Origin of the sequence: Pseudomonas entomophila, assembly GCF_013523125.1 — a bacterium.
Classification (GTDB): domain Bacteria; phylum Pseudomonadota; class Gammaproteobacteria; order Pseudomonadales; family Pseudomonadaceae; genus Aquipseudomonas; species Aquipseudomonas entomophila_B.
The window spans coordinates 1-25480 of the sequence record NZ_JAAMQJ010000004.1; the positions used below are offsets into that span (position 1 = coordinate 1).

Sequence of the window (25480 nt, forward strand, 5' to 3'; positions counted from 1 at the left end):
GCTCGCAGCGAGGCGCCTTGCATACGCATGATCATTAGCGTTACGCGCTCTTCGATGGTCAAGTGGGTGTAGTGAGTAGTCATGCAGCACCTTACCTCGGGTGTTGCACTTGGTCACTGAGACCGCCAGGTCTGACAAGGTAGCGAAACAAGAAGGTTGGAATAAATGAACAGGTTGTTTAAAACGCAGCGTGTGATTTTTCTTCCACACATGAGCGGTCGCTTTTTGCGCCTGCACCTAAATTTTTAGGCGAGTTTTAATTTTTTGAGGGGATACCCCGTCTGTGACGTAGGGCGTCCAGTGCCGATTGGCGAACTAGGCATTGCCTATTTGAGTGGCGTTGGACTGTGCGCTGTCCAAGCAGGGAGCGAGGGCATACTCGCTATGTGTACCGGAATGGGTATGCGCAGCGCCGCGCGAGGCGGCCTGCTAGATAAATGATGCGTGTGTCTCTTGGCAGAATGTAACCGGGCAGCGCAGCAAGCGCTTGCGTCCTCGCATTGAAAGCCACCCGGTTCTTCTAACAGTTACAGAAACTGCTCGGCATAGTGACAAGCCACCTGCCGCTGATCCACCGTGCGCAGCGCCGGCACCTCGGCAATGCAGCGTTGCGTGGCGTAGGGACAGCGTTTGTGGAAGGTGCACCCCGACGGTGGGTTCAGCGGGTTGGGCAGCTCGCCGGCGATGCGGATCTTCGGCTTGCTCGGGTCCGGATGGATCGACGGGGTGGCCGACAGCAACGCCTGGGTGTACGGGTGCAGGGACTTGTCGTAGATCCGCTGCTTCTCGCCCATCTCGACCGGGGCACCCAGGTACATCACCAGCACGTCATCGGCCACATGGCGGACCACCGCCAGGTTGTGCGAGATGAATACGTAGGCCGTGTGGTACTCACGCTGCAAATCCATGAACAGGTTGAGCACCTGGGCCTGGATCGACACGTCCAGCGCCGAGGTCGGCTCGTCGGCCACCAGGACCTTGGGCTGCAGCATCATCGCCCGGGCCAGGGCGATGCGTTGGCGCTGGCCGCCGGAGAACATGTGCGGGTAGCGCTGATAGTGCTCGGGGCGCAGGCCGACCTGCTCCATCATGCGCTGCACGCGCTCACGGCGCTCGGCCTTGCTCAGCGAGGTGTTGATCAGCAGGGGCTCGGCCAGCTGGTCGCCGATCTTCTGCCGTGGGTTCAGCGAGGCGTAAGGGCTCTGGAACACCATCTGCACATCGCGGCGCAGCTGCTTGCGCTCGGCCTTGTCGGCGCCCTTGACCTCCAGGCCGTCGATCTGCAGCGAGCCGGACGTGGGTTCTTCGATCAGCGTCAGGGCGCGGGCCAGGGTCGACTTGCCGCAGCCGGATTCGCCGACCACGGCCAGGGTCTTGCCGGCTTCCAGTTCGAACGACACCCCGTTGAGCGCGCGCACGTGCGCCGAACCCTTGAACAGGCCACGGGACACTTCGTAATGGCGCGTCAGGTCACGCGCGGTCAGGACCACGGTCATCACGCCACCTCCTGGTTGAGCGGGTAGAAGCAGCGCGCCAGGCTCTGCGCCTTGGGGTCGAGCGCCGGTCGCTGCTGGCGGCAGTTGTCGCGCACATAGGGGCAACGTGGCGAGAGCAGGCAGCCGCTGGGCCGGTCGTAGCGTCCGGGCACGATGCCGGGCAGGGTGGCCAGGCGTTCGGCACCGAGGCTGTGCTCGGGAATCGCCGCCAGCAGCGCTTCGGTGTAGGGGTGAGCCGGTACGTCGAACAGCTCCGGCACCTGCCCGACTTCGACCGCTTGCCCGGCGTACATCACGCACACCCGCCTGGCCGTCTCGGCGACCACGGCCAGGTCATGGGTGATGAGGATCAGCGCCATGTCCTGGGCCTGCTGCAGGTTCACCAGCAGTTCCATGATCTGCGCCTGGATGGTCACGTCCAGCGCCGTGGTCGGTTCGTCGGCGATCAGCAGGCGGGGTTCGCCGGCGATGGCCATGGCGATGGCCACGCGCTGGCTCATGCCGCCCGACAATTGATGGGGATAGGCATCGAGGCGGCTTTCGGCGGCGGGGATCTCGACCTTCTGCAACAGCTCCAGGGCCCGCTGCCGAGCCGCCCGGCCCTTGAGGCCCAGGTGCTGGCGCAGCACTTCCTCGATCTGGAAGCCCACGGTGTAGCTGGGGTTGAGCGCGGTCATCGGGTCCTGGAAGATCATGGCGATGTCCTTGCCGATGATCTTGCGTCGCTGCCTGGCGCTCAGGCCGAGCATGTCCACGCCATCGAAGCGCAGGGTGTCGGCGGTGATGCGCCCGGGCGCGTCGATCAGCCCCATCAGGGCCATCATGGTCACCGACTTGCCGGAGCCGGATTCGCCGACGATGGCCAGGATTTCACCGGCCGAGACGCTCAGGTCGAGGCCGTCGACCACGGGGGTAGCGTTGGCGTCGCCGAACCGCACCGCCAGGTTGTTGATCTGTAGAAGTGACATGGCGGGTTCCTCAGGCGGCATTCTTGAGTTTGGGGTCGAGCGCGTCACGCAGCCCGTCGCCCATCAGGTTGATCGCCAGCACGCTGAGCAGGATCGTCAGGCCCGGCAGGCTCACCACCCACCAGGCGCGTTCGATGTAGTCGCGCGCCGAGGCTAGCATGGTGCCCCATTCCGGGGTCGGCGGTTGCACGCCGAGCCCGAGAAAGCCCAGGGCCGCCGCGTCGAGGATCGCCGAGGAAAAGCTCAGCGTGGCCTGGACGATCAGCGGAGCCATGCAGTTGGGCAGCACGGTCACGAACATCAGCCGCGGCAGGCTGGCGCCGGCCAGGCGTGCGGCGGTGACATAGTCGCGGTTGAGCTCGCCCATCACCGCCGCGCGGGTCAGCCGCACGTAGGACGGCAGCGAGACGATGGCGATGGCGATCACCGTGTTGATCAGGCCAGGGCCGAGAATGGCCACCACGGCGACCGCCAGCAGCAGCGACGGCAGGGCCAGCATCACGTCCATCATGCGCATGATCGAGGGGCCGAGCAGGCGCGGGAAGAAGCCGGCCAGCAAGCCCATGAAGATACCCGGGATCAGCGACAGCACCACCGAGGACAGGCCGATCAGCAGCGACAGCCGGGCGCCATGGATCAGCCGCGAGAGCAGGTCGCGGCCCAGCTCGTCGGTGCCCAACAGGTACTGGAGATTGCCACCTTCGAGCCACGCCGGTGGCGTGAGCAGCGCGTCGCGGTACTGCTCGCTCGGGTCGTGAGGGGCGACCCAGGGCGCGAACAGCGCACAGAAGACGATCAGGCAGAGGAAGGCCAGGCCCATCACCGCGCCCTTGTTGCGCGAGAAGGCGTGCCAGAACTCCTTGAGCGGAGACGGGTAGAGCAGGCTCTGGTCGAGGCTGCCGTTCGGGGAAGTCGATGTTGCGTCGTTCACGACAGGATTCACCATGATCGGGCCTCAGCGCTGATGACGGATGCGGGGGTTGACCAGCCCGTAGAGGATGTCCACCACGAAGTTGACCAGGATCACCAGGCAGGCGATGAGCAGAATGCCGTTCTGGACCACGGGGTAGTCACGTGCGCCGATGGCCTCGATCAGCCACTTGCCGATCCCTGGCCAGGAAAAGATCGTCTCGGTCAGCACGGCCCCGGCGAGCAAGGCGCCGACTTGCAGGCCGAGCACGGTCAGCACCGGAATCAGCGCGTTGCGCAGGCCATGGATGAACACCACCCGCGCCGGCGACAGGCCCTTGGCGCGGGCGGTACGGATGTAGTCCTCGCGCAGCACCTCGAGCATGGACGAGCGGGTCATGCGCGCGATGACCGCCAGGGGAATGGTACCCAGCACGATCGCCGGCAGGATCAGGTGCATCAGGGCGTCCTTGAACGCGCCTTCCTCGTCGCTGAGCAAGGTGTCGATCAGCATCAGCCCGGTCTTGGGCTCGATGTCGTAGAGCAGGTCGATGCGCCCGGACACTGGGGTCCAGCCCAGGCTCACCGAGAAGAACATGATCAGGATCAGGCCCCACCAGAAGATCGGCATGGAGTAACCGGCCAGCGAGATGCCCATCACCCCATGGTCGAGCAGCGAACCACGCTTGAGCGCGGCGATCACCCCGGCCAGGATGCCGACCACCGCGGCGAACAGCAGGGCGGCGAGCGCCAGCTCCAGGGTGGCGGGGAACAGCGTGGTGAACTCGCTCCAGACGCTTTCGCGGGTGCGCAGCGATTCACCCAGGTCGCCCTGGGCCAGCTTGCCGATGTAGTCCAGGTACTGGACCGACAGGGGCTTGTCCAGGCCCAGGCGCTGCATGGCCTCGGCGTGCATCTGCGGGTCGACCCGGCGCTCGCCCATCATCACTTCCACCGGGTCACCGGGGATCAGGCGAATGAGGGCGAAGGTCAGCAGGGTGATACCGAAGAACGTCGGGATCAGCAGCCCGATGCGTCGGGCAATAAAACTCAACATGGTCGCACGTTACCTCGTCAGCCGATCAGGCGGTGCCGTCGGCTTCGTGAGCCGACGGTCGTGATTGTTCTACTTCACCAGGGTAGTGGCGAAGTTGTTGCTGGTCAGCGGGTTGACCTGGTAGCCCTCCACGTTGGCGCGCATGGCGGCGAACAGCTTGGGATGCGCCACCGCGAGCCATGGCTGGTGCTCATCGTACACCGCCAGGGCCTGGCTATAGAGTGTCGCGCGTTGCGGTTCGTTGCTCGTGCGACGCGCTTCGGTGATCAGGGCCTGGAAGCGGGCGTCGCACCAACGTGCATAATTCTCGCCGGACGCGGCCGCCTCGCAGCCGAGCAGCGGGGTGAGGAAGTTGTCCGGGTCGGCGTTGTCGCTGGCCCAGCCGGTGGCCACCAGGTCCGCCTCGCCGCGCTTGGCCCGGCGCAGCATCTCGGCCCACTCCATGACACGGATGTCCAGGTGCAGGCCGATGTCGGCCAGGTCGGCCTGGAGCATCTCGGCGGACAGCCGTGGGTTGGGGTTGGTCGCGCCGCCGCCGTTGCGGGTGAACAGGGTCAGGGTCGTGCCTTCCGGCACCCCGGCTTCCTTGAGCAGCGCACGGGCCGCCGCCAGGTCGCGGGGCGGGTGATGGTTGTCGGCGTTGTAGCCCAGCATGCTGGGCGGGTAGGGGTTGACCGCGACGAGGGCGTTGCCCTGGCCGAACAGCTGCGCGACATGGCGCTCGCGGTCGAACGCCAGGTTGAGGGCGCGGCGCACACGCACGTCGCTCAGGTAGCGGTGCTGGGTGTTGAGGGCGATGTAGCCGGTCACCAACGCATCGGTCTCGGCGACCTTGAGCGCCGGGTCGGCCTTGATCGCCGGGACGTCGTCCGGCTTGGGGTAGAGCGCGATCTGGCACTCGTTGGCGCGCAGCTTCTGCAGGCGCACGTTGTTGTCCGGAGTGATGGCGAAGATCAGTGCGTCGGCCGGCGGCTTGCCGCGGAAGTAGTCCGGGTTGGGTGCATAGCGGATCTGGGCGTCCTTGCGGTAGCGCTGGAAGATGAACGGGCCGGTGCCGACCGGCTGGCTGTTCAGGGCCCGGGTGTTGCCGCTCGCCAGCAACTGGTCGGCGTACTCGGCCGAATAGATCGAGGCGAAGGCCATGGCCAGGTCGCGCAGGAAGGGCGCCTCGGGCCGGGTCAGGGTGAACACCACCGTGTGCGCGTCGGTCTTGTCCACCGAGCGGATCAGCTCGCGCAACGCCATGCTTTCGAAGTACGGGTAGCCGACGCTGGTCTTGTCGTGCCACGGATGAGCGGGGTCGAGCTGGCGCCTGAAGCTCCACAGCACGTCGTCGGCAGTGAGCTCGCGCGTCGGGGTGAAGTAGGCGGTGTGGTGGAATTTGACGCCCCGGCGCAGGTGGAAGGTGTAGGTCAGCCCGTCCGGGCTGATCTCCCAGCGTTCGGCCAGCGCAGGCTGGATGTCGGTGGTGCCGGGGGCGAAGGCGACCAGGCGATCGAACACGGTTTGGGCCACCGCATCGGCGGTCACCGCTGTGGTGTACTGGACCATGTCGAAGCCTTCCGGGCTGGCCTCGGTGCAGACCACCAGCGGCTTGGCGGCCAGGCTGCCGGCCATGCCCAGGGCTGCGGTCGCCAGGACGATCCGGCGCAGGGATGCATTCATGAGAAACCTCCAAGGGACGATGGACGTGGCCGTCACGCGGCACGTGCGGCGTGACGGCCCATGCTCACAGGATGTCGAAAGGAACCGTGGTCACCACGCGGAACTCGTCGAGGCTGCCATCGACCTGGGCCCGGCTGGCGCGATGCGCCGTGTAGGTCGCGCGTACCGTGGTGTTCTTCAGCGCGCCGGACTGTACGGCGTAGGTGGCGCCTACGCTCCACTCGGCGTGGTGCTCCCCGTCCAGACCCTTGACGTCATAGCCAGTGCCCTTGTAATGCGTACCGTCGATGCCCCAGCCGCGTGCGGTATAGGCGTTGAGCTTGAGCCCGGGCACGCCGTACGGCGCCATGTCCAGAACATAGGAAAGCTGCAGCGATTTCTCGTTCGGTCCGTTGTAGTCGGAGAACAGCGAATTGGCCAGGTAGATGCCGTTGCTCTCGTGCAGGTAGTCGAAGTACTCGTCGCCCAGCACCTGCTGCCAGGCCAGGCCGAAGGTGTGCGCCTGGTAGGCCAGCGAGAAATCCAGGCTGTAGGTGTCGTTGTCGATCGCGCCGAGCAGGCGACGCCCCTGGTCGACCGTCTTGTAGTACTTCAGGGTGGTGACCAGGCTCCAGTCGTCGCCATCGGTCAGCGAATGGCTGGCATCGACGTAGTACTGGTTCCAGAAGTCGTCGACCCGGGCGGCGAACAGGCTGGTGTTCAAGAAAGCGGAAGGGCGGTAGTTGACGCCCAGCAGGCTGACGCGATCGCTTTCGGCGCCGATGGCGGCGTACTCGCTGCGGAACGTGCTCAGGCTCTGCTCGGAGCGAGGCGAGACGCGGTCGAAGGTCCCCAGCTCGAACGACAGCTGCTCGAATTCGCTGCTGTTGAGGCTGACGCCCTGGAAGCTCGAGGGCAGCGCCCGGTTGCCCAGCGTGGCCAGGACCGGCGTGTCGATCGCCTGGCGGCCGGCGGTCAGGGTGGTGTTGGAGGCGCGCAGCTTCACGTTGGCCAGCCCGGCCTTGCTCCACTGGTCCAGCACCTCGCCGTTACGATGGGTCAGGGTACGGTTGTTGGGGCCGGCGACCCTGGCGCGCCCACGCTCCAGCGCCACGGCATTGTACAGCGCCGCTTCGACCGCCACGCCCACGGTGCCCCTGGTGAAGCCCGAGCTGTAGTCGAGTACCGTGCCCTGGACCCAATTGGTGCGCGAGTGCGTGTTCCGGCGGCTGCCGTCGTCCTGGGTGTAGCGCCACAGCGCGTCCCGCGACGAATGCTCGCGGGCGTACCAGTTGCGCGTGCTGCCGGACAGGTGGGAGTCGTCGAAGAAGCCACTGGCGCCCGCTTGTGCGCTGTCGGCCTTGAGGTCGAGCGTGAAGAATGCGGTGTCGTCCGCCTGGACCTGACCGATGCAGGCCCCCAGGCAGAGCACTGCCGCAGCGGAGAAAGAATGTCTCATGGTTCGAAGCTCCTTGGTGGTTCTCGTTATGTCCGGCCTGGACAGGCCGGGTGTGTCGCAGTGAAGCCATGGCGCCGACGGCGTCCTCCCCAGGACGCACCTTCCCCGCGAGGACGCTGCAGGCCCCCTGTGGCAGAAAAGGCTTACTCGAGGTCGACGCCGAAGAAATCGTTGCGCCCGAACGGGCTGACCTTGAACCCGTGAACCCGGGTGCTGAGCGGTTGATGGACCGTGGAGTGCGCGATGGGCGTGATCGGCACGTGCTGCTTGAGCAGGCGCTGGGCCTGCTGGTAGAGCGGTGTACGCTGCTGGCGCTCGGTGGCGCTGCGCGCCTGGGTGATCAGCGCGTCGTACCCGGCATCGCACCAGCGGGCATAGTTGTTGCTGCCAATGGCCGCGCAGCCGAAGAGGGTGCCGAGCCAGTTGTCCGGGTCGCCGTTGTCGCCCGTCCAGCCGACCAGTGCGATGTCGTGCTCGCCGTTTTTCAGGCGTTTGAGGTACTCGCCCCATTCGTAGCTGACGATGCGTACCTTGAGCCCGACCTTGGCCCAGTCGGCCTGGAGCATTTCGGCCATCAACCGGGCGTTGGGGTTGTAGGGGCGTTGCACGGGCATGGCCCACAGGGTGAATTCACGGTCCGGCATGATCCCGGCCTGTTCCAGCAGGGCCTTGGCCGTGGTTGGGGCGTAGGGCGCGTCCTGGATACGCTCGTCGTAGGACCACTGGGTCGGCGGCATGGCGTTGACCGCCACCTGGCCGGCGTTTTGGAACACCGCGTCGATGATCGCTGGCTTGTTCACGGCCATGTCCAGGGCGCGGCGCACCTGCACCTGGTCGAAGGGCGCACGCTGGGTGTTGTAGGCCAGGAAACCGAGGTTGAAGCCTGGCGCTTTCATCACCGTGACCCCGGAAGCCTGTGCCAGCGACGGCAGGTCCGCAGGGCGCGGATTGAGGGTGACCTGGCATTCGTTGCGCTTGAGCTTCTGCAGGCGTACCGCCGGGTCGACATTGATCGAGAACACCAGCTTGTCGACATTGCCTTGCCCGGCCTTCCAGTAATGAGGGTTGGCCTGGTAGCGGATCTGCGCGTCTTTCTGATAACGCTGGAACACGAACGGGCCGGTGCCGATCGGCTTGTGATTGAGGTCGCTGGGGCGGCCCGTGCGCAGCAACTGGTCGGCGTATTCGGCCGACAGGATCGAGGCGAAGTTCATGGCCAGGTTCTGCAGGAAGGCGGCGTCGACCTGAGCCAAGGTGAAGACCACCGTGTGTGGGTCGGTTTTCTCGACGCCGACGATGTTGCGGTCCAGGCCCATGCTGACGAAGTACGGAAACTCGGTGGGGTAGGCCTGGCGGAAGGGGTGCTGCTTGTCACGCATGCGCTCGAAGGTGAACAGCACATCGTCGGCGTCGAATGGTCGGCTGGGCGTGAAATACGGCGTCGTGTGCCAGTGCACGTCGTCACGCAGGTGGAAGGTGTAGCGCAGGCCGTCGGGCGAGACGTCCCAGCGCCGGGCCAGGGCGGGCTCGACGGCGGTGCCGCCGCGCTCGAACTCCACCAGGCGGTTGTAGATCGGTTGGGCCGCATCGCTGTCGGTGGCCGCCGTGTACTGCGCCATATCGAAACCGGCCGGGCTGCCTTCGGAGCAGAACACCAGGGTGCGGGCCTGGCTGGTCGAGGCCTGGGCCAGCAGGGCCAGGCCGAGCAGGCATCCGGCGAAGAGGCGAAGGTGCATGATGGGATCATCCTTGTCGTTGGGAGGCAGGGGCTGGCCGACAGACGGCAGCAGGGCGTCGCTCCTGACGTTAGGGACGTCAGGAGGGCGGAGGTAGAGTCCGTTGCCTTTTCTGCCGGGGAAATTTCCCAAGCCGTGTTGGGACGTCGCCTTGACGGGGCCTGCCAGGTGCGGTCAGGCCCCGCCAGGCGTCACTTGCGCAGGCCGACCCCGTAGAACGAGTTGAGGCTGAAGGGGCTGATCTTGAAGCCCTCGACCTTGGCACTCATCGGCTGATACACCGTGGAGTGGGCGATCGGGGTGATCGGCACCTGTTCCTTGAGGATGTGCTGGGCCTGCTGGTACAGCTCGGTACGCTTGGCCTGGTCGGAAGTGGCCTTGGCCTGCTTGATCAGGTCGTCGTAGGGCTTGTAGCACCACTTCGAGAAGTTGTTGCCGTCGATCGCATCGCAGCCGTACAGGGTGCCCAGCCAGTTGTCCGGGTCACCGTTGTCGCCGCTCCAGCCGATCAGCATGGCGCCTTGTTCTCCGCCCTTGGAGCGCTTGATGTACTCACCCCATTCGTAGCTGACGATCTTGGCCTTGATCCCGATCTTGGCCCAATCGGACTGAAGCATTTCGGCCATCAGTCTGGCGTTGGGGTTGTACGGGCGCTGCACCGGCATGGCCCACAGGGTGATTTCGGTCCCTTCCTTGACGCCGGCCTCCTTGAGCAAGGTCTTGGCTTTCTCGGGGTCGTACGGCGTCCCCTTGATACTGTCGTCATAAGACCACTGGGTCGGTGGCATGGCGTTGACCGCCAACTGGCCGGCACCCTGGTAGACCGACTCGATGATCTTCTGCTTGTCCACGGCCATGTCCAGCGCCTGGCGCACTTCCAGCTTGGCCAGGGGGTTTGGTTCGTTGCTGCCTTTGACCTTGTCCATCACGTTGTAGGCGATGTAGCCCAGGTTGAAGCCTGCCTGGTGCGGCATCTGCAGACTCTTGTCGCCCTTGAGCGGCTCGATGTCGGCAGGCCGCGGAAACAAGGTGACCTGGCACTCGTTCTTCTTCAGCTTCTGCATGCGCACCGAGGCATCGGTGGTGATGGCGAAGATCAGGTTGTCCAGCTTCACGTCCTCGGGCCTCCAGTACTGCGTGTTGCCCTTGTAGCGGATGGTCGAGTCCTTCTGGTAACGGCTGAACACGAACGGGCCGGTGCCGATCGGCTTCTGGTTGATGTCGGCCGGTCGGCCTTCGTCGAGCAGGCGTTGCGCGTATTCGGCGGACTGGATCGAGGCGAAGCTCATGGCCAGGTTCTGGATGAAGGCGGCGTCGACCTGGGCCAGGGTGAAGCGGACCGTGTGCGCATCGAGCTTCTCGAGCTTGGCGATGTTCTTGTCCATGCCCATGTCGGTGAAGTAGGGGAACTCGGTGGGGTAGGCCTTGCGGAACGGGTGCTGCTTGTCGAGCATGCGGTTGAAGGTGAACAGCACGTCGTCGGCGTCGAAGTCCCGGGTCGGGGTGAAGTAGTCGGTGGTGTGGAACTTCACGCCTTCGCGCAGGTGAAAGGTGTACACCAGGCCATCGTCCGACACCTCCCAGCGGGTCGCCAGGCCCGGAATCACGGCGGTGCCGCCACGCTCGAACTGGGTCAGGCGGTTGAACAGGGGCTCGGCCGAGGCATCGAAGTCGGTCCCGGTGGTGTATTGCCCAGGATCGAACCCGGCAGGACTGCCCTCGGAGCAGAACACCAGGTTGGCGGCGGCCTGTGCCGAGGAAGCGCCAGCGAGCAGGCTGGCACCGACCAGAAGCGGGATGACGGTGTGTCTGAGCATGAAGGCCTCGTTCTTGTCATAGTCGGGAGGACCGGTTCAAGCACCGGGTTTTCCATACTTGGACAAGGGTCATCGAGAACGCAACCAGCGGAACGCGCAGAAAGGGACAGTTGGGAACTTGAATGCAAGTGAATGTCGCATTCATGAAATTTGTCGTCTTTTGATAACCTTTTTGCCGCAGAACGCAGCGTTTTAAAGTTTTTTCGAAATAAATAAAGCAATAGGAGATTTCCCATATGGATAGAGAAATCTCCTATTTTTCAGCAGAAATGACGCCCTTATAGGTTGGGCACACGCTTTCCGCCCTCGAGAGTCAGGGCACCTGTACTTCGATGGTTCCTTCGGCCGTCATGTTCACTTCGCTGGTGCCAGCCTCCACGTCGGGGGTAGCGGTCGAATCGGCCGCCATGGCCTTCATGGCCATCGGTGCGCTGCGCAGATAGGGTTGTGGATACCCCGTGCTGTTCAGGTTCATGGTGACGATCTGGTAGCCGGTGCCGCCCAGGGCTTCGGTGGCCATCTGCGCGCGGGCCTTGAAGGCTGCGACCGCGTCCTTGAGCAGCTGGTCTTCGTTGCCCTTGCGGGTGGCCGGGGCGATGGAGAAGTCCATGCCGCCCATCTTCAGGTCCTGCAGCAGCTCGCCGGTCAGCTTGGACAGGGCCGGGAAGTCGGCGCTTTCCAGGCGCAGTTCGGCACGCTCGCGCCAGCCGGTGATCGTCTGGCCCTTGTCGTCGTAGACCGGGTAACTGTTGCGGCTGCCCTGGCTGACCTTCACGTCCTTGACCTGGCGGGCTTGCTGCAGGGCCTTGTTCAGGGTCTCGGTGATGCCCTTGGCCAGCTTGCCAGGGTCTTTATCTTGGGCTTCGCTGTACAAGGTGACGACCATCAGGTCGCGTGGCACGTCCTTGCTGACCTCGGCGCGCAGGGAAATCTGGTTGTAGCGAGGCGCGTCCTCGGCCAGGGCGGGCAGGCTGGCTAGCAAGCCACACGACAGGATCAAGGCGGTGCCGCGACGGGGCAGGTGCATGTGAAACTCCTCGAATGGGGCGTGAACAGGGTATCGTTGCACGCATGGCCGATAAGACCGGCCCTCGTGTACTCGGTTCAGCGAGACCCTGGCCGACACTGTGACAAAGTGTGGCGCTTTGCCGCATCGCCGCCGTGGTCTGCGCCGCTTCGGTATACTCCAGCCGATTTTTCTGGAGCACTCATCAGGAGAGCTCATGCTCGCCGCTGCACACCCGTTGTCCGCCAATCGCCAGAACCTCTGGCGTCTGACCCTCATTCGCATCCTGGTGCTGGCCGCCCAGGCAGGTTCCGTGGCCGTGGCCTACTGGACCGAGCTGATGCCGCTGCCGTGGTTGTCGCTGAGCATCACCTTGGCGCTGTCGTCGATGCTGTGCGCCTTCACCGCCTTGCGCCTGCGCCTGTCGTTGCCGGTCACCGAGCTGGAGTACGCCCTGCAGCTGGCCTGCGACCTGCTGATCCACAGCGTGCTGCTGTACTACTCGGGCGGTTCGACCAACCCATTCGTGTCCTACTACCTGGTGCCGCTGGCCATCGCTGCGGTGACCTTGCCGTGGATCTATTCGCTGGTGCTCTCCGGCATCGCGCTGGTGGCCTACAGCCTGCTGCTGGTGCAGTTCTATCCGCTCGAGCACCTGCCGTTGGCCCGCGACACCATGCAGGTCTACGGGATGTGGCTGAGCATCGCCCTGGCCGCTGCGGTGATCACGCTGTTCGCCGCGCGCATGGCCGAAGAGCTGCGCCGCCAGGAACAGCTGCGCAGCGAACGCCGCGAGGACAGCCTGCGCGATGAGCAGCTGCTGGCCGTGGCCACCCAGGCCGCCGGTGCGGCCCACGAACTGGGCACGCCCCTGGCGACCATGAGCGTGCTGCTCAACGAGATGCGCCAGGACCATTCCGACCCGCAGCTGCTCGAGGACCTCGGCGTCTTGCAGGACCAGGTCAAGCTGTGCAAGGAGACCCTGCAGCACCTGGTACGCGCCGCCGAGGCCAACCGCCGCATGGCCGTGGATGAGCAACCGGTGACCGACTGGCTGCGCGCGTCGCTCGACCGCTGGCACCTGATGCGCCCGGAGACCAGCTACCGTTTCCACCGCCTGCGCGAAGGCGAGGCGCCGCGCCTGACGCCGCCGCCTGACCTGACCCAGGCCTTGCTGAACCTGCTCAACAACGCCGCCGACGCGTGTCCGGACAACCTGGAGGTGAGCCTGGACTGGGATGCGCACGACATCGTCATCACCCTCCGTGACCACGGCCCTGGCGTGCCGCCGGCGATCGCCGAAGCCATCGGCAAGCCCTTCATCACCACCAAGGGCAAAGGCTTCGGCCTGGGCCTGTTCCTGAGCAAGGCCAGCGTGACGCGTGCGGGCGGCTCGGTGAAACTCTATAGTCATGAGCAGGGTGGCACCCTGACCGAATTGCGTCTGCCGTACGGCACCCGAGGAGAACGTTGATGAGCGAAGAAAACCAGGTGGAAGTCGAAGAGCTGCCGCACCTGCTGCTGGTGGATGACGATGCCACCTTCACCCGCGTCATGGCCCGTGCCATGAGCCGCCGAGGCTTTCGCGTCAGTACCGCCGGCTCGGCCGAGGAAGGCCTGGCGCTGGCCAGAAAGGACCTGCCCGAGTACGCCACGCTCGACCTGAAGATGGACGGCGACTCGGGCCTGGTGCTGCTGCCCAAGCTGCTGGAGCTGGACCCGGAGATGCGCGTGGTGATCCTGACCGGCTACTCGAGCATCGCCACGGCGGTCGAGGCGATCAAGCGCGGCGCCTGCAACTACCTGTGCAAACCGGCCGATGCCGACGATGTGCTGGCGGCGCTGCTGTCCACCCACGCCGATCTGGACTCGCTGGTACCGGAAAACCCCATGTCGGTCGACCGCCTGCAATGGGAGCACATCCAGCGCGTGCTGAACGAGCACGAAGGCAATATCTCGGCCACGGCACGCGCCCTGGGCATGCACCGTCGCACCCTGCAGCGCAAGCTGCAGAAGCGGCCGGTACGGCGCTGAGGCCTGGCGGCCCAAGGCGACAGGCGGGCGGCTGCGCCATGCCCACGGCCGTCCCGGGGGAGGGCAAGCCACCGCGCCCTGTCGGCCAAAAGGCCGAACTGACGCAGGAATCTTCCTTTTAGTCCGGTCGCAACGGGCGCAAGCCCCTGCGGCTGACGTATGATAGGTCGCTTGTCGCTCACCGTCGGAACCGTCCCATGCTCGCCCTTCTCATCCAGATCCTGAACATCACGGCGCCCGTGTTCGCCATGCTGTTCATGGGCGTGCTGCTCAAGCGCCTGCGCGTGATCGACGACGGCTTCAACCAGGTCGCTTCCAGCCTGGTGTTCAACGTCTGCATGCCGGCGCTGCTGTTTCTCGGCATCTATCACGCCGACCTCTCGGCGGCGGTCAAGCCCGGCGTGCTGCTGTATTTCACCGGGATCACCCTGGTCGGTTTTCTGATCTGCTGGCTGGTCGCCATCTGGCGCTGTCCGTTGCTCGATCGCGGCATCTACGTGCAGGGCGCCTTTCGCGGCAACAACGGCGTCATCGGCCTGGCCCTGGCGGCCAGCCTGTACGGGGACTATGGGATCTCGCTCGGCGCGGTGCTGGCCGGGCTGGTCATCGTGCTCTACAACACGCTGTCGGTGATCGTGCTGGCGGTCTACAGCCCCCTGCTGAAGTCCGACCCCTGGAGCATCTGCAAGGGGATCTTCAAGAACCCGTTGATCCTCTCGGTGCTGGTCGCGGTGCCGATGGCCTATGGTCAGGTCGGCCTGCCCAACTGGCTGCTGACCAGCGGCGACTACCTGGCCCAGATGACCCTGCCCCTGGCGCTGATCTGCATCGGTGGCACCCTGTCGCTGCCCGCGTTGCGTGCCAGCGGCCGCCTGGCCATCGACGTCAGCCTGCTGAAGATGGTCGGCCTGCCGCTGATCGGCACGCTCGGGGCCTGGCTGTGCGGCTTCCGCGGGGCCGAACTGGGCATCCTGTTTCTCTACATCGGCAGCCCGACGGCGGCGGCCAGCTACGTCATGGCGCGGGCCTCCGGGGGCAACCATGAGCTGGCGGCCTCGATCATCGTGATCACCACCTTGCTGGCCGCCGTGACCACCAACATCGGCCTGTTCATCCTCCAGTGGGGCGGGTGGATCTAGCGTTATCGCGCCGACAATACCAACAACACCGCCCCCTGACCTGAGGACACTGCATGCAAGACCAGCGCACGCCCGAGCCGTTGCAACGCGGGCTGAAAAACCGTCATATCCAGCTGATCGCCTTGGGGGGCGCCATCGGTACCGGGTTGTTCCTGGGGATTGCCCAGACCATCCAGCTGGCCGGACCGTCAGTGCTGCTTGGCTATGCGATCGCCGGCCTCATGGCATTCTTCATCATGCGCCAACTGGGTGAGATGGTCGTCGAGGAACCGGTGGCCGGCAGCTTCAGCCACTTCGCTCACCGTTACTGGAGCGAGTTCGCAGGCTTCGTCTCGGGGTGGAACTACTGGGTCGTGTACGTGCTGGTGGGCATGGCCGAGCTGACGGCGGTGGGCATCTACGTGCAGTACTGGTGGCCCGAATTCCCGACCTGGGCCACGGCGGCGATCTTCTTCGTGGTGATCAACCTGCTCAACCTGAGTCAGGTGAAGGTCTACGGTGAGCTGGAGTTCTGGTTCGCCCTGGTCAAGGTCGTGGCCATCGTCGGCATGATCGGCTTCGGCGCCTGGCTGCTCGCCAGCGGTAACGGCGGCCCGGACGCGGCGGTCGCCAACCTGTGGCAGTACGGTGGGTTCTTCCCCAACGGCGTGACTGGGCTGGTGATGGCGCTGGCGGTGATCATGTTCTCGTTCGGCGGGCTAGAGCTGGTGGGCATCACCGCCGCCGAGGCGGACGATCCACGCCACAGCATCCCCAAGGCCACCAACCAGGTGGTCTACCGCATCCTGATCTTCTACATCGGCGCGCTGGCCGTGCTGCTGGCGCTGTACCCGTGGCAGAAGGTGGTGCAGGGCGGCAGTCCGTTCGTGATGATCTTCCACGCGCTGGACAGCAACCTGGTGGCCACGGTGCTGAACGTCGTGGTGCTGACGGCGGCGCTGTCGGTGTACAACAGCTGCGTCTACTGCAACAGCCGCATGCTGTTCGGCCTGGCCAGCCAGGGCGATGCACCACGGGTGCTGACCACCGTGAACCGCCGTGGCGTGCCGTTGGTGGCGTTGGGCGTGTCGGCGCTGGCGACCGGCTTGTGCGTGGTGATCAACTACCTCATGCCTGGCGAGGCGTTCGGCCTGCTGATGGCCTTGGCGGTGTCGGCGCTGGTGATCAACTGGGCCAGTATCAGCATCACCCACCTGAAGTTCCGCAAGGCCAGCGTGGCCTCCGGCACGGTGCCGTTCTACCGCAGCTGGGGCGCACCGGTAACCAACTACCTGTGCCTGGCCTTCATCGTGCTGATTCTGGTGGTGATGTACCTGACGCCGCCGATCCGGATCTCGGTGCTGCTGATTCCAGCCTGGATCGCGGTGCTGTGGGTGGCGTTCCGCCTGAAAAAGCGGCAGCAGGGCTGACAGAGAGCAGGTCGCGTTCTGCTCTGTTCCAGGCTTTGCGCGGTGACGGGTTTGTGGGCCCTGCGGGCCCAATCGCGGCCGGTCCGGCGCCCCGGCAGGGGCCGCACAGGTGACCGCGATAGCCTGCAACCCCGCGGTGGGACTACGGGGGAGCGGCCCCCGCCGGGGCGCCGGACCGGCCGCGATTGGGCCTGAAAGGCCCACGAAACCAGCCACGCCCTGCATCAGGCCAACCTGCACCCACAGCGCTAGGCTCGTAGACGGCTTTGATTGCGATCGGCCCCGAGGGCTGGCTCGTCAGCCCTCACGCCTTCCCCTCAATGCTGCCGACGCCACGCCCGTACCGTCGTCACCGTCAACCCCACCGCCAGCACCGGCAGCACGTAATGCAGCATCAGCTGCTCCACACGCCCCGCCAGCGGCATCCCGGTGGTGAAACTGACGACGTGCAGCCCATAGGCCAGGTACAGGCACAGCAGCACCAGGCCCTCCACCCGCGTGATGCGATACCCCGAATAGAACACCGGCAGGCTCAGCAGCGCGACGCCGCACATCACCGGCAGGTCGAAGTCCAGGGCGTTGGGCGAGATGGACAGGGCCTGGGGGGCCGTGACCGCCGTCAGGCCCAGCACGGCCAACAAGTTGAACAGGTTGCTGCCGATCACCGTGCCGACCGCGATGTCACGCTCGCCACGCAACGCGGCGATCGACGCGGCCGCCAGTTCGGGCAACGACGTACACACCGCGACCACGGTCAGGCCGATGACCCGCTCGGACAAGCCCAGGTCGGTGGCGACTTCCACGGCCGCTTCCAGCAGAAAGTGGCCTGCCACGCTGAGCAGCACCAGGCCCAGCAGGACCTGCGCGCAGGTCAGCGCCCAGAAGCGTGCCCGATGCGGGCTGGCGGCGGACGGAGCAGGGTAGATCCGGGCGTAGTGACGCGACTGGTGCCAGAGCATGCCCAAGTAGGCCAGCAGCCCCAGCAACAGCAGCGCCCCGTCCAGCCGTCCCAGCTCGCGGTCCAGGGCCAGCAGGGCGACCAGCACGCTGGCGCCGATCATCAGGGGCAGGTCCAGGCGTACCAGTTGTCGCGAGACCCGCAGCGGAATGATCAGCGCCGCCAGGCCCAGCACCACCAGCACGTTGAAGATGTTGCTGCCGATCACGCTGCCCACGGCGACGTCCGGCGCGCCCTGGTAGGCGGCCTGCAGGCTGACGGTCAGTTGCGGCGCGGTGCTGCCGAAGGCCACCAGGCTCAAGCCGATCACCAGCGGGCGCACGTGCAGGCGCAAGGCCAGGCGCACGGCGACGCGCACCAGCAGTTCGGCACCGAGCACCAGGAACACCAGGCCGAAGCCCAGTTGCAGGAGGCTGAAGGGGGGAAGGTTGGCCAGGTTGTGAATGGTCTGCTGCTCCTCTGCTCAGTCGCGCAAGCCTTGTACTCTAACCCGAGCCGTGCCACTGCGCAGCATGCCGAGCTGCGCCGCCGCCGCGCGCGACAGGTCGATCAGGCGGCCGCGCTGGTGCGGCCCCCGGTCATTGATGCGTACTACTACGCTGCGTTGGTTGCTCAGGTTGGTGACGCGCACGCGGCTGCCGAACGCCAGGCTGCGGTGCGCGGCGCTGAGGCCGCGTGCGTTGAACGGTTCGCCACTGGCGGTACGCTTGCCTTGATGGCGGGCACCGTACCACGAGGCCTTGCCGGTCTGGTCGTAACCACGGGGGTCGACGTCATGGCTGGCGCATCCGGCCAACAGGGCCGTCAGCGCCAGCGCGTAAAGTGGACGTTGCATCGTAGAATTCCTTTGGCAGGTCCAGGCTGCACGATGAAGCCTTGCTGCGCTACCTGTGGGCGCCGGCTTGCCGGCGATAGGGTGCGCCTGCTCAGCGCCACCTTCGCCGGCAAGCCGGCGCCCACACACTGGACTGCACGTACAGGCAGGAGCGGGGCTCAATGCGCAGGTCAGAACGTCGGCCCTTCCCGGCACCGACCTGCCTGGCGCGACCTCATCCCTCGAGCTTGGCCTTGAGCAGTTCGTTGACCTGCTGCGGGTTGGCCTTGCCCTTGGACGCTTTCATCGCCTGGCCGACGAAGAAGCCGAACATCTTGCCGCGCTTGGCCTCGTCGGCGGCGCGGTACTGTTCGACCTGATCGGCGTTGGCCGCCAGCACCGCGTCGAGCATCTGTTCGATGGCGCCGCTGTCGGTGACCTGCTTCAGGCCGCGGGCCTCGATGATGGCATCGGCGTCGCCTTCGCCAGCGGCCATCGCCTCGAACACGGTCTTGGCGATCTTGCCGCTGATGGTGTTGTCACGCAGGCGCAGCAGCATGCCACCGAGCTGGGACGCGCTGACCGGCGCCTGGTCGATCTCCACGCCAAGCTTGTTGAGCAGGCTGCCCAGTTCGACCATGACCCAGTTGGCCGCCAGCTTGGCGTCGCCGCCGATCTGCACGACCTGTTCGAAGTAGTCGGCCTGTTCGCGGCTCGAGGCCAGCACGTTGGCGTCGTAGGCCGACAGACCGTACTGGGCCTGGAAGCGCTGGACCTTCTGCTGGGGCAGCTCGGGCAGGCTGGCACGCGTGGCGTCGAGGAAGGCATCCTCGATCACCACCGGCAGCAGGTCCGGATCGGGGAAGTAACGGTAGTCGTTGGCTTCCTCCTTGCTGCGCATCGAGCGGGTCTCGTCCTTGTTCGGGTCGTACAGGCGGGTTTCCTGCACCACCTTGCCGCCGTCCTCGATCAGGTCGATCTGGCGCTGGATCTCGCTGTTGATGGCGCGCTCGATGAAGCGGAACGAGTTGACGTTCTTGATCTCGCAGCGGGTGCCGAACTCGACCTGCCCCTTGGGCCGGATCGAGACGTTGCAGTCGCAGCGCAGCGAGCCTTCGGCCATGTTGCCGTCGCAGATGCCCAGGTAGCGCACCAGGGCGTGGATGGCCTTGACGTAGGCCACTGCTTCCTTGGCGCTGCGCAGGTCCGGCTCGGAGACGATCTCCAGCAGCGGCGTACCGGCGCGGTTCAGGTCGATGCCGGTGGCGCCGTTGAAGTCTTCGTGCAGGCTCTTGCCCGCATCTTCCTCCAGGTGCGCACGGGTGATGCCGACGCGCTTGACGGTGCCGTCCTCCAGGGCGATGTCCAGATGGCCCTTGCCGACGATCGGCAGGTCCATCTGGCTGATCTGGTAGCCCTTGGGCAGGTCGGGGTAGAAGTAGTTCTTGCGCGCGAACACGTTGCGCTGGCCGATCTCGGCGTCGATCGCCAGGCCGAACATGCACGCCATGCGTACCGCTTCCTCGTTCAGCACCGGCAGGACCCCCGGCATGCCCAGGTCAACCAGGCTGGCCTGGGTGTTGGGCTCGGAGCCGAAGGTGGTGGCGCTGCCGGAGAAGATCTTCGACTGGGTGGCGAGCTGGGTATGAATCTCCAGCCCGATCACAACTTCCCATTGCATGTGTGAATTCCTCAGAAGCCGGTAGGGACGCGGGTGTGCCAGTCGGTGACCTGCTGGTAGCGGTGCGCGACGTTGAGCAGGCGGCCTTCCTGGAAGTACGGCGCCAGCAGCTGCACGCCGACCGGCAGGCCGTCGACGAAACCGGCCGGCATCGACAGGCCGGGCAGGCCTGCCAGGTTGGCGGTGATGGTGTAGACGTCCTCGAGGTACGCCGCGACCGGGTCGTCGCCCTTGGCGCCGAGCTTCCAGGCCAGGTTCGGCGTGGTCGGGCCGAGGATCAGGTCGACGCCTTCGAAGGCGGTCATGAAGTCGTTCTTGATCAGGCGGCGGATCTTCTGCGCCTTGAGGTAGTAGGCATCGTAGTAGCCAGCCGACAGCGCGTAGGCACCGACCATGATGCGTCGCTGGACCTCAGCGCCGAAGCCTTCACCGCGCGAACGCTTGTACAGGTCGGTGAGGTCCTTGGGGTTCTCGCAGCGGTGGCCGAAGCGCACGCCGTCGAAGCGCGACAGGTTGGACGAGGCTTCGGCCGGGGCGATCACGTAATAGGCCGGGATGGCGTGCTGCATGTTCGGCAGGCTGATCTCGCGGACCACGGCACCGAGCGTTTCCAGTTCCTTGACGCTGGCCTGGACCAGGTCGGCGATGCGCGGGTCGAGGCCGGCACCGAAGTACTCCTTCGGCAGGCCGATGCGCAGGCCCTGCAGCGGGGCATTCAGGCTGGCGCTGTAGTCCGGCACCGGTTCGTCGATGCTGGTGGAGTCCTTCGGGTCGAAGCCGGCCATGCCTTGCAGCAGCAGCGCGCAGTCTTCGGCGGTACGGGCCATCGGCCCGCCCTGGTCGAGGCTCGAGGCATAGGCGATCATGCCCCAGCGCGAGACGCGGCCGTAGGTCGGCTTGAGGCCGGTGAGGTTGGTCAGTGCCGCCGGCTGGCGGATCGAGCCGCCGGTGTCGGTGCCGGTGGTGGCCGGCAGCAGGCGCGCGGCCACGGCGGCCGCGGAACCGCCGGAAGAGCCGCCTGGGACGTGTTCCAGGTTCCACGGGTTCTTCACCGGGCCGTAGTGGCTCGACTCGTTGGCCGAGCCCATGGCGAACTCGTCCATGTTGGTCTTGCCCAGGGTCACCATGCCCGCCTGGGCGAGGCGCTCGACCACGGTGGCGTCGTAGGGCGCCTTGAACGAATCGAGCATGCGCGAGCCGCAGCTGGTGCGCACGCCGCGGGTGCAGAACAGGTCCTTGTGGCCGATCGGCGCGCCGAGCAGCACGCCGGACTCGCCCGCCGCACGGCGTGCGTCGGCGGCCCGTGCCTGCTCGAGCGCCAGGTCTTCGGTGACGCTGATGAAGCTGTTGATCGACGGATCCAGCGAGCGGATGCGCGCCAGCAGATCGCCGGTCAGCTCTTCGGAGGAAAACGACTTGTCGGCGAGTCCGCGGGCGATCTCGGCCAGGGTCAATTGATGCATGGCAGGTACTATCCCTTACTCGATGACTTTCGGAACCAGGTACAGACCGTTCTCGGTCGCGGGCGCGATGGCTTGGTAGGCATCGCGCTGGTTGCGTTCGGTGACCTGGTCGGCGCGCAGGCGCTGGCTGGCCTCGAGCGGGTGGGCCAGCGGTTCGATGCCGTCGGTGTCGACGGCCTGCATCTGGTCGACCAGCCCGAGAATACTGTTCAAGGCGTCGGTGGTGCGTGGCAGCTCGCGCTCATCCAGGCCCAGTCGGGCCAGGTGGGCGATCTTCTCCACGTCGGAGCGTTGAAGCGCCATGGGGATCTCCAGGGGGAAACGGAAGCGGCGGCGGTGAGGAACATGTTGGCAACATTGCGGTCCAATGGCCGCGATCATCTGCTGGCATGCTCGGAAAAACTGCCAATTTAACATATTGGCGCCTTGCCCAAAATCCCCGCCATTGTTAGAGTTTGCCGCACTTTTTACCCACGCTTTGCCTAGGGTCACTTTCCCATGTTCAAGAAACTGCGTGGCATGTTTTCCAGCGATCTGTCCATCGATCTGGGGACTGCCAACACCCTTATCTACGTGCGTGAGCGCGGTATCGTTCTGAATGAGCCCTCGGTCGTTGCCATCCGGACCCATGGTAACCAGAAAAGCGTCGTCGCCGTCGGTACCGAAGCCAAGCGCATGCTCGGCCGGACCCCCGGCAACATCGCGGCCATTCGCCCGATGAAGGACGGCGTGATCGCCGACTTCAGCGTTTGCGAGAAAATGCTGCAGTACTTCATCAACAAGGTGCACGAGAACAGTTTCCTGCAGCCCAGCCCGCGTGTGCTGATCTGCGTGCCGTGCAAGTCCACCCAGGTCGAGCGTCGCGCCATTCGCGAATCGGCCCTGGGCGCCGGTGCCCGTGAGGTGTTCCTGATCGAAGAGCCGATGGCCGCAGCCATCGGTGCTGGTCTGCCGGTCGAGGAAGCGCGCGGCTCCATGGTCGTCGACATCGGCGGCGGCACCACCGAAATCGCCCTGATCTCCCTGAACGGCGTGGTCTACGCCGAATCGGTCCGGGTCGGCGGCGACCGCTTCGACGAAGCCATCGTCACCTACGTGCGCCGCAACTACGGCAGCCTGATCGGCGAGTCCACCGCCGAGCGCATCAAGCAGGAAATCGGCACCGCCTACCCCGGTGGCGAGGTCCGCGAGGTCGACGTGCGTGGGCGCAACCTGGCCGAAGGCGTGCCGCGTGCCTTCACCCTCAACTCCAACGAAGTGCTCGAAGCCCTGCAGGAATCCCTGGCGACCATCGTCCAGGCGGTCAAGAGCGCGCTGGAGCAGTCGCCGCCGGAGCTGGCGTCCGACATCGCCGAGCGTGGCCTGGTGCTGACCGGTGGTGGCGCGCTGCTGCGCGACCTGGACAAGCTGCTGGCCCAGGAAACCGGATTGCCGGTCATCGTCGCCGAAGACCCGCTGACCTGCGTCGCCCGTGGCGGCGGTCGTGCGCTGGAAATGATGGACAAGCACGCCATGGACCTGCTCTCCAGCGAGTGATGCTGACACCGTGGGCGGCTCGCCCCGGTTTACAGTTGTCCTCAGCGATGCTACCTGTAGGCGCTGCACGGCCCGTCCGCACGGCGCCGACGCAGTGATCCGCAGGCTGGGCCGCGTACCGTGGCCCCTCCACCCCTGAACCGTCGTCCACGAGGAACGGCCCATTAAACCGCTTTTCTCCAAGGGCCCTTCGCTGGGCGTTCGTCTGCTCGTGCTGGTGGTGCTGTCGATCGCCCTGATGGTGGTCGACGCGCGCTTCGCCGTGCTCAAACCCGTGCGCAGCCACATGGGGCTGGTGCTGATGGAATCGTACTGGCTGACCGACCTGCCGCAGCGTGTGTGGCAAGGGGTGGCCGGCCAGTTCGGCAGCCGCACCGAGCTGATCGCCGAGAACGAGAAGCTCAAGACCGAAGCCTTGTTGCTGCAAGGCCGACTGCAGAAGCTGGCGGCTTTGACCGAGCAGAACGTGCGCCTGCGCGAGCTGCTCAACTCCTCGGCACTGGTCAACGAGAAGGTCGAGGTCGCCGAGCTGATCGGCGTGGACCCGAACCCCTTCACCCACCGCATCCTGATCAACAAGGGCGAGCGTGACGGGGTGTTCCTCGGTCAGCCGGTGCTCGATGCCCGTGGCCTGATGGGCCAGGTGGTCGAGCTGATGCCCTACACCTCGCGTGTGCTGTTGCTGACCGACTCCACCCACAGTATTCCGGTGCAGATCAACCGCAACGGCCTGCGCGCCATCGCCAGCGGCACCGGCAACCCGGAGCGTCTGGAGCTGCGCCACGTCGCCGACACCGCCGACGTCAAGGAAGGCGACCTGCTGGTGAGTTCCGGCATGGGCCAGCGCTTCCCGGCCGGTTACCCGGTGGCCACCGTCAACGAAGTGATCCACGACTCCGGGCAACCGTTCGCCATCGTGCGTGCCATCCCGACCGCCGCGCTCAACCGCAGCCGCTACATGTTGCTGGTGTTCACCGACAGCCGCACGCCCGAGCAGCGCGCCACCGACGCCGCCATGGCCCAGGAAGAGGCCGACCGCAAGCAGGCGCCTGCGGCCTCGGGCACCTCGGCACCGGCCAACGCCGCGCCGGCCTCCGGCACGGGGCAGGCGCCAGGCACCGCACCGGCCACCTCGGCGCCTGCGGCACCTACCGGCGGCGCGGCACCCGCGTCGTCCCCATCCGTGGCCCCGGCCACGTCCGCACCACCACGGGGGCACTGATGGCAAGCGTTCGCAGCAAGAATGGCTGGGTGATCTGGCTGACCTTCGCGGTCGGCCTGCTGCTCAGCGTCTCTCCCATGCCGCAGTTCATGGAAGTCTTCCGGCCCATGTGGCTGGCCATGCTGGTGGCCTTCTGGGCCCTGGCGGTCCCGCACCGGGTCGGCATGACCACGGCGTTCGTCCTGGGCCTGGCCGAGGACGTGCTGTACGGCACCCTGCTGGGGCAAAACGCGCTGATCCTGACACTGATCACCTTCCTGGTGCTGTCCTTGCAGCAGCGCCTGCGCATGTTCCCGTTGTGGCAGCAGAGCCTGGTGATCCTGGTGATCTTCGGCATCGCGCAGCTGATCCAGCTCTGGCTCAGCGCCCTGACCGGCAACCGTCTGCCGACGCTCGCCCTGGTCTGGTCCGCCGTCATCAGCGCCTTGCTCTGGCCCTGGCTGAGCTTCGCCCTGCGCGATGTGCGCAAGCGTCTGGGCGTCAACTGAGCGCCACACCGACTCGACCGGGAGATGTCCGCATGACCCTGCTGTACCTGGCTTCCGCTTCCCCCCGCCGACGCGAGTTGCTGGCGCAGATCGGCGTACCGCTCACGGTGGTCAGCGCACCGATCGACGAGTCCGTGCAGCCCGGCGAAGCCGCACCGGCTTACGTCGAGCGGCTGGCCCGGGCCAAGGCCGAGGCCGGGCAGGCCTGTCTCGCCGCGCCGGGCGTGGTCCTGGGGTCGGACACGGCCGTGGTGCTCGATGGCCAGATCCTCGGCAAGCCGCAGAGCCGCGAGCACGGCCTGGCCATGCTCGCCGCCCTGTCCGGCCGCCGTCATCACGTCATGACCGCCGTCGCGGTGACGAACGGCGCGCGGTGTGAGAGCCTGTGCGTGGCGACCGAGGTGACGTTCCGCGTGATCGACGAGACCGAGGCGCAGCGCTACTGGTCCACCGGCGAGCCGTTGGACAAGGCGGGCGGGTATGCCGTACAGGGCTTGGGGGCGGTGTTCGTCACCGCCTTGCACGGCAGCTATTCGGCGGTGGTCGGCTTGCCATTGACCGAAACCGCCGCGTTACTGGCACGGTTCGATGTGGCCTGCTGGCAGGTCCCCGCGGCGCCTGCCGAGGAGATGTCCGGCCTCTAG

23 protein-coding genes are annotated in these 25480 nt (G+C 65.9%); 8 read left to right on the forward strand and 15 right to left on the reverse strand.

Features of this window, described 5'->3' with window-relative positions:
- The 10 genes from G7007_RS21980 to G7007_RS03590 form a co-directional block, all read right to left on the reverse strand.
- The coding region (locus G7007_RS21980; RefSeq protein WP_143510986.1) for a helix-turn-helix domain-containing protein at window positions 1-83 on the reverse strand (83 nt) is incomplete at its 3' end.
- Between the two features lie 444 nt (window positions 84-527).
- On the reverse strand, window positions 528-1496 hold the full coding sequence (locus G7007_RS03550) for a peptide ABC transporter ATP-binding protein (RefSeq protein ID WP_181099057.1): 969 nt from the start codon (window positions 1494-1496) through the stop codon (window positions 528-530).
- Window positions 1496-2464, reverse strand: a complete 969-nt coding sequence (locus tag G7007_RS03555) for an ABC transporter ATP-binding protein (protein ID WP_181099058.1) — start codon at window positions 2462-2464, stop codon at window positions 1496-1498. The genes G7007_RS03550 and G7007_RS03555 overlap by 1 nt, the downstream gene beginning before the upstream one ends.
- A 10-nt stretch (window positions 2465-2474) precedes the next feature.
- Window positions 2475-3395: an ABC transporter permease subunit gene (locus tag G7007_RS03560; RefSeq protein ID WP_375139474.1), complete on the reverse strand. Its 921-nt coding sequence runs from the start codon at window positions 3393-3395 to the stop codon at window positions 2475-2477.
- A 24-nt stretch (window positions 3396-3419) separates the two neighbouring features.
- Complete coding sequence (locus G7007_RS03565; RefSeq protein WP_181099060.1) at window positions 3420-4430, reverse strand: ABC transporter permease subunit; 1011 nt, start codon at window positions 4428-4430, stop codon at window positions 3420-3422.
- A 69-nt stretch (window positions 4431-4499) separates the two neighbouring features.
- Entirely contained in the window at window positions 4500-6095 is a 1596-nt protein-coding gene (locus G7007_RS03570) for an ABC transporter substrate-binding protein (RefSeq protein WP_181099061.1), read from the reverse strand.
- Between the two features lie 64 nt (window positions 6096-6159).
- Window positions 6160-7533, reverse strand: coding sequence for an OprD family porin (locus tag G7007_RS03575; RefSeq protein WP_181099062.1), 1374 nt, complete (start codon window positions 7531-7533; stop codon window positions 6160-6162).
- A 143-nt stretch (window positions 7534-7676) separates the two neighbouring features.
- Window positions 7677-9269, reverse strand: a complete 1593-nt coding sequence (locus G7007_RS03580) for an ABC transporter substrate-binding protein (protein ID WP_181099063.1) — start codon at window positions 9267-9269, stop codon at window positions 7677-7679.
- Between the two features lie 191 nt (window positions 9270-9460).
- Window positions 9461-11086: an ABC transporter substrate-binding protein gene (locus tag G7007_RS03585; protein WP_181099064.1), complete on the reverse strand. Its 1626-nt coding sequence runs from the start codon at window positions 11084-11086 to the stop codon at window positions 9461-9463.
- 313 nt (window positions 11087-11399) lie between these two features.
- On the reverse strand, window positions 11400-12113 hold the full coding sequence (locus tag G7007_RS03590) for an SIMPL domain-containing protein (RefSeq protein WP_181099065.1): 714 nt from the start codon (window positions 12111-12113) through the stop codon (window positions 11400-11402).
- 196 nt (window positions 12114-12309) lie between these two features.
- Between G7007_RS03590 and G7007_RS03595 the strand changes: the two genes are divergently transcribed.
- The 4 genes from G7007_RS03595 to G7007_RS03610 all read left to right on the forward strand — a co-directional run bounded on the left by G7007_RS03595 (window position 12310) and on the right by G7007_RS03610 (window position 16674).
- Window positions 12310-13566 carry an ATP-binding protein gene (locus tag G7007_RS03595; protein WP_181099066.1) on the forward strand — a complete coding sequence of 419 codons (1257 nt, stop codon included), beginning with the start codon at window positions 12310-12312 and terminating at the stop codon, window positions 13564-13566.
- A complete protein-coding gene (locus tag G7007_RS03600; protein ID WP_181099067.1) occupies window positions 13566-14126 on the forward strand; it encodes a response regulator transcription factor in 561 nt (186 codons plus the stop codon). The genes G7007_RS03595 and G7007_RS03600 overlap by 1 nt, the downstream gene beginning before the upstream one ends.
- Before the next feature lie 197 nt (window positions 14127-14323).
- A complete protein-coding gene (locus G7007_RS03605) occupies window positions 14324-15265 on the forward strand; it encodes an AEC family transporter (RefSeq protein WP_181099068.1) in 942 nt (313 codons plus the stop codon).
- A 53-nt stretch (window positions 15266-15318) separates the two neighbouring features.
- Window positions 15319-16674, forward strand: a complete 1356-nt coding sequence (locus G7007_RS03610; protein ID WP_181099069.1) for an amino acid permease — start codon at window positions 15319-15321, stop codon at window positions 16672-16674.
- Between the two features lie 317 nt (window positions 16675-16991).
- On the opposite strand, the gene G7007_RS03615 is transcribed toward G7007_RS03610, so the two are convergent.
- The 5 genes from G7007_RS03615 to gatC all read right to left on the reverse strand — a co-directional run bounded on the left by G7007_RS03615 (window position 16992) and on the right by gatC (window position 21893).
- Complete coding sequence (locus G7007_RS03615; protein WP_375139475.1) at window positions 16992-18020, reverse strand: calcium/sodium antiporter; 1029 nt, start codon at window positions 18018-18020, stop codon at window positions 16992-16994.
- Window positions 18021-18095: 75 nt separating this feature from the next.
- Entirely contained in the window at window positions 18096-18467 is a 372-nt protein-coding gene (locus G7007_RS03620; RefSeq protein WP_181099070.1) for a septal ring lytic transglycosylase RlpA family protein, read from the reverse strand.
- A gap of 214 nt (window positions 18468-18681) precedes the next feature.
- On the reverse strand, window positions 18682-20127 hold the full coding sequence (gatB, locus tag G7007_RS03625; protein WP_181099071.1) for an Asp-tRNA(Asn)/Glu-tRNA(Gln) amidotransferase subunit GatB: 1446 nt from the start codon (window positions 20125-20127) through the stop codon (window positions 18682-18684).
- A gap of 11 nt (window positions 20128-20138) precedes the next feature.
- The gene (gene gatA, locus G7007_RS03630; protein WP_181099072.1) at window positions 20139-21590 is read right to left on the reverse strand and encodes an Asp-tRNA(Asn)/Glu-tRNA(Gln) amidotransferase subunit GatA; all 1452 of its coding nucleotides are present in this window, start codon (window positions 21588-21590) and stop codon (window positions 20139-20141) included.
- 15 nt (window positions 21591-21605) lie between these two features.
- Window positions 21606-21893, reverse strand: coding sequence for an Asp-tRNA(Asn)/Glu-tRNA(Gln) amidotransferase subunit GatC (gene gatC / locus G7007_RS03635; RefSeq protein ID WP_060394857.1), 288 nt, complete (start codon window positions 21891-21893; stop codon window positions 21606-21608).
- A gap of 195 nt (window positions 21894-22088) precedes the next feature.
- Here gatC and mreB point away from each other — a divergent pair, with 195 nt between their 5' ends.
- The 4 genes from mreB (at window position 22089) to G7007_RS03655 (ending at window position 25480) form a co-directional block, all read left to right on the forward strand.
- Window positions 22089-23126 carry a rod shape-determining protein MreB gene (mreB, locus tag G7007_RS03640; RefSeq protein WP_003255163.1) on the forward strand — a complete coding sequence of 346 codons (1038 nt, stop codon included), beginning with the start codon at window positions 22089-22091 and terminating at the stop codon, window positions 23124-23126.
- 193 nt (window positions 23127-23319) lie between these two features.
- Window positions 23320-24348, forward strand: a complete 1029-nt coding sequence (gene mreC, locus G7007_RS03645) for a rod shape-determining protein MreC (RefSeq protein WP_219858940.1) — start codon at window positions 23320-23322, stop codon at window positions 24346-24348.
- On the forward strand, window positions 24348-24836 hold the full coding sequence (mreD, locus tag G7007_RS03650; RefSeq protein ID WP_060394856.1) for a rod shape-determining protein MreD: 489 nt from the start codon (window positions 24348-24350) through the stop codon (window positions 24834-24836). The genes mreC and mreD overlap by 1 nt, the downstream gene beginning before the upstream one ends.
- Window positions 24837-24868: 32 nt before the next feature.
- Entirely contained in the window at window positions 24869-25480 is a 612-nt protein-coding gene (locus G7007_RS03655) for a Maf family protein (RefSeq protein ID WP_181099073.1), read from the forward strand.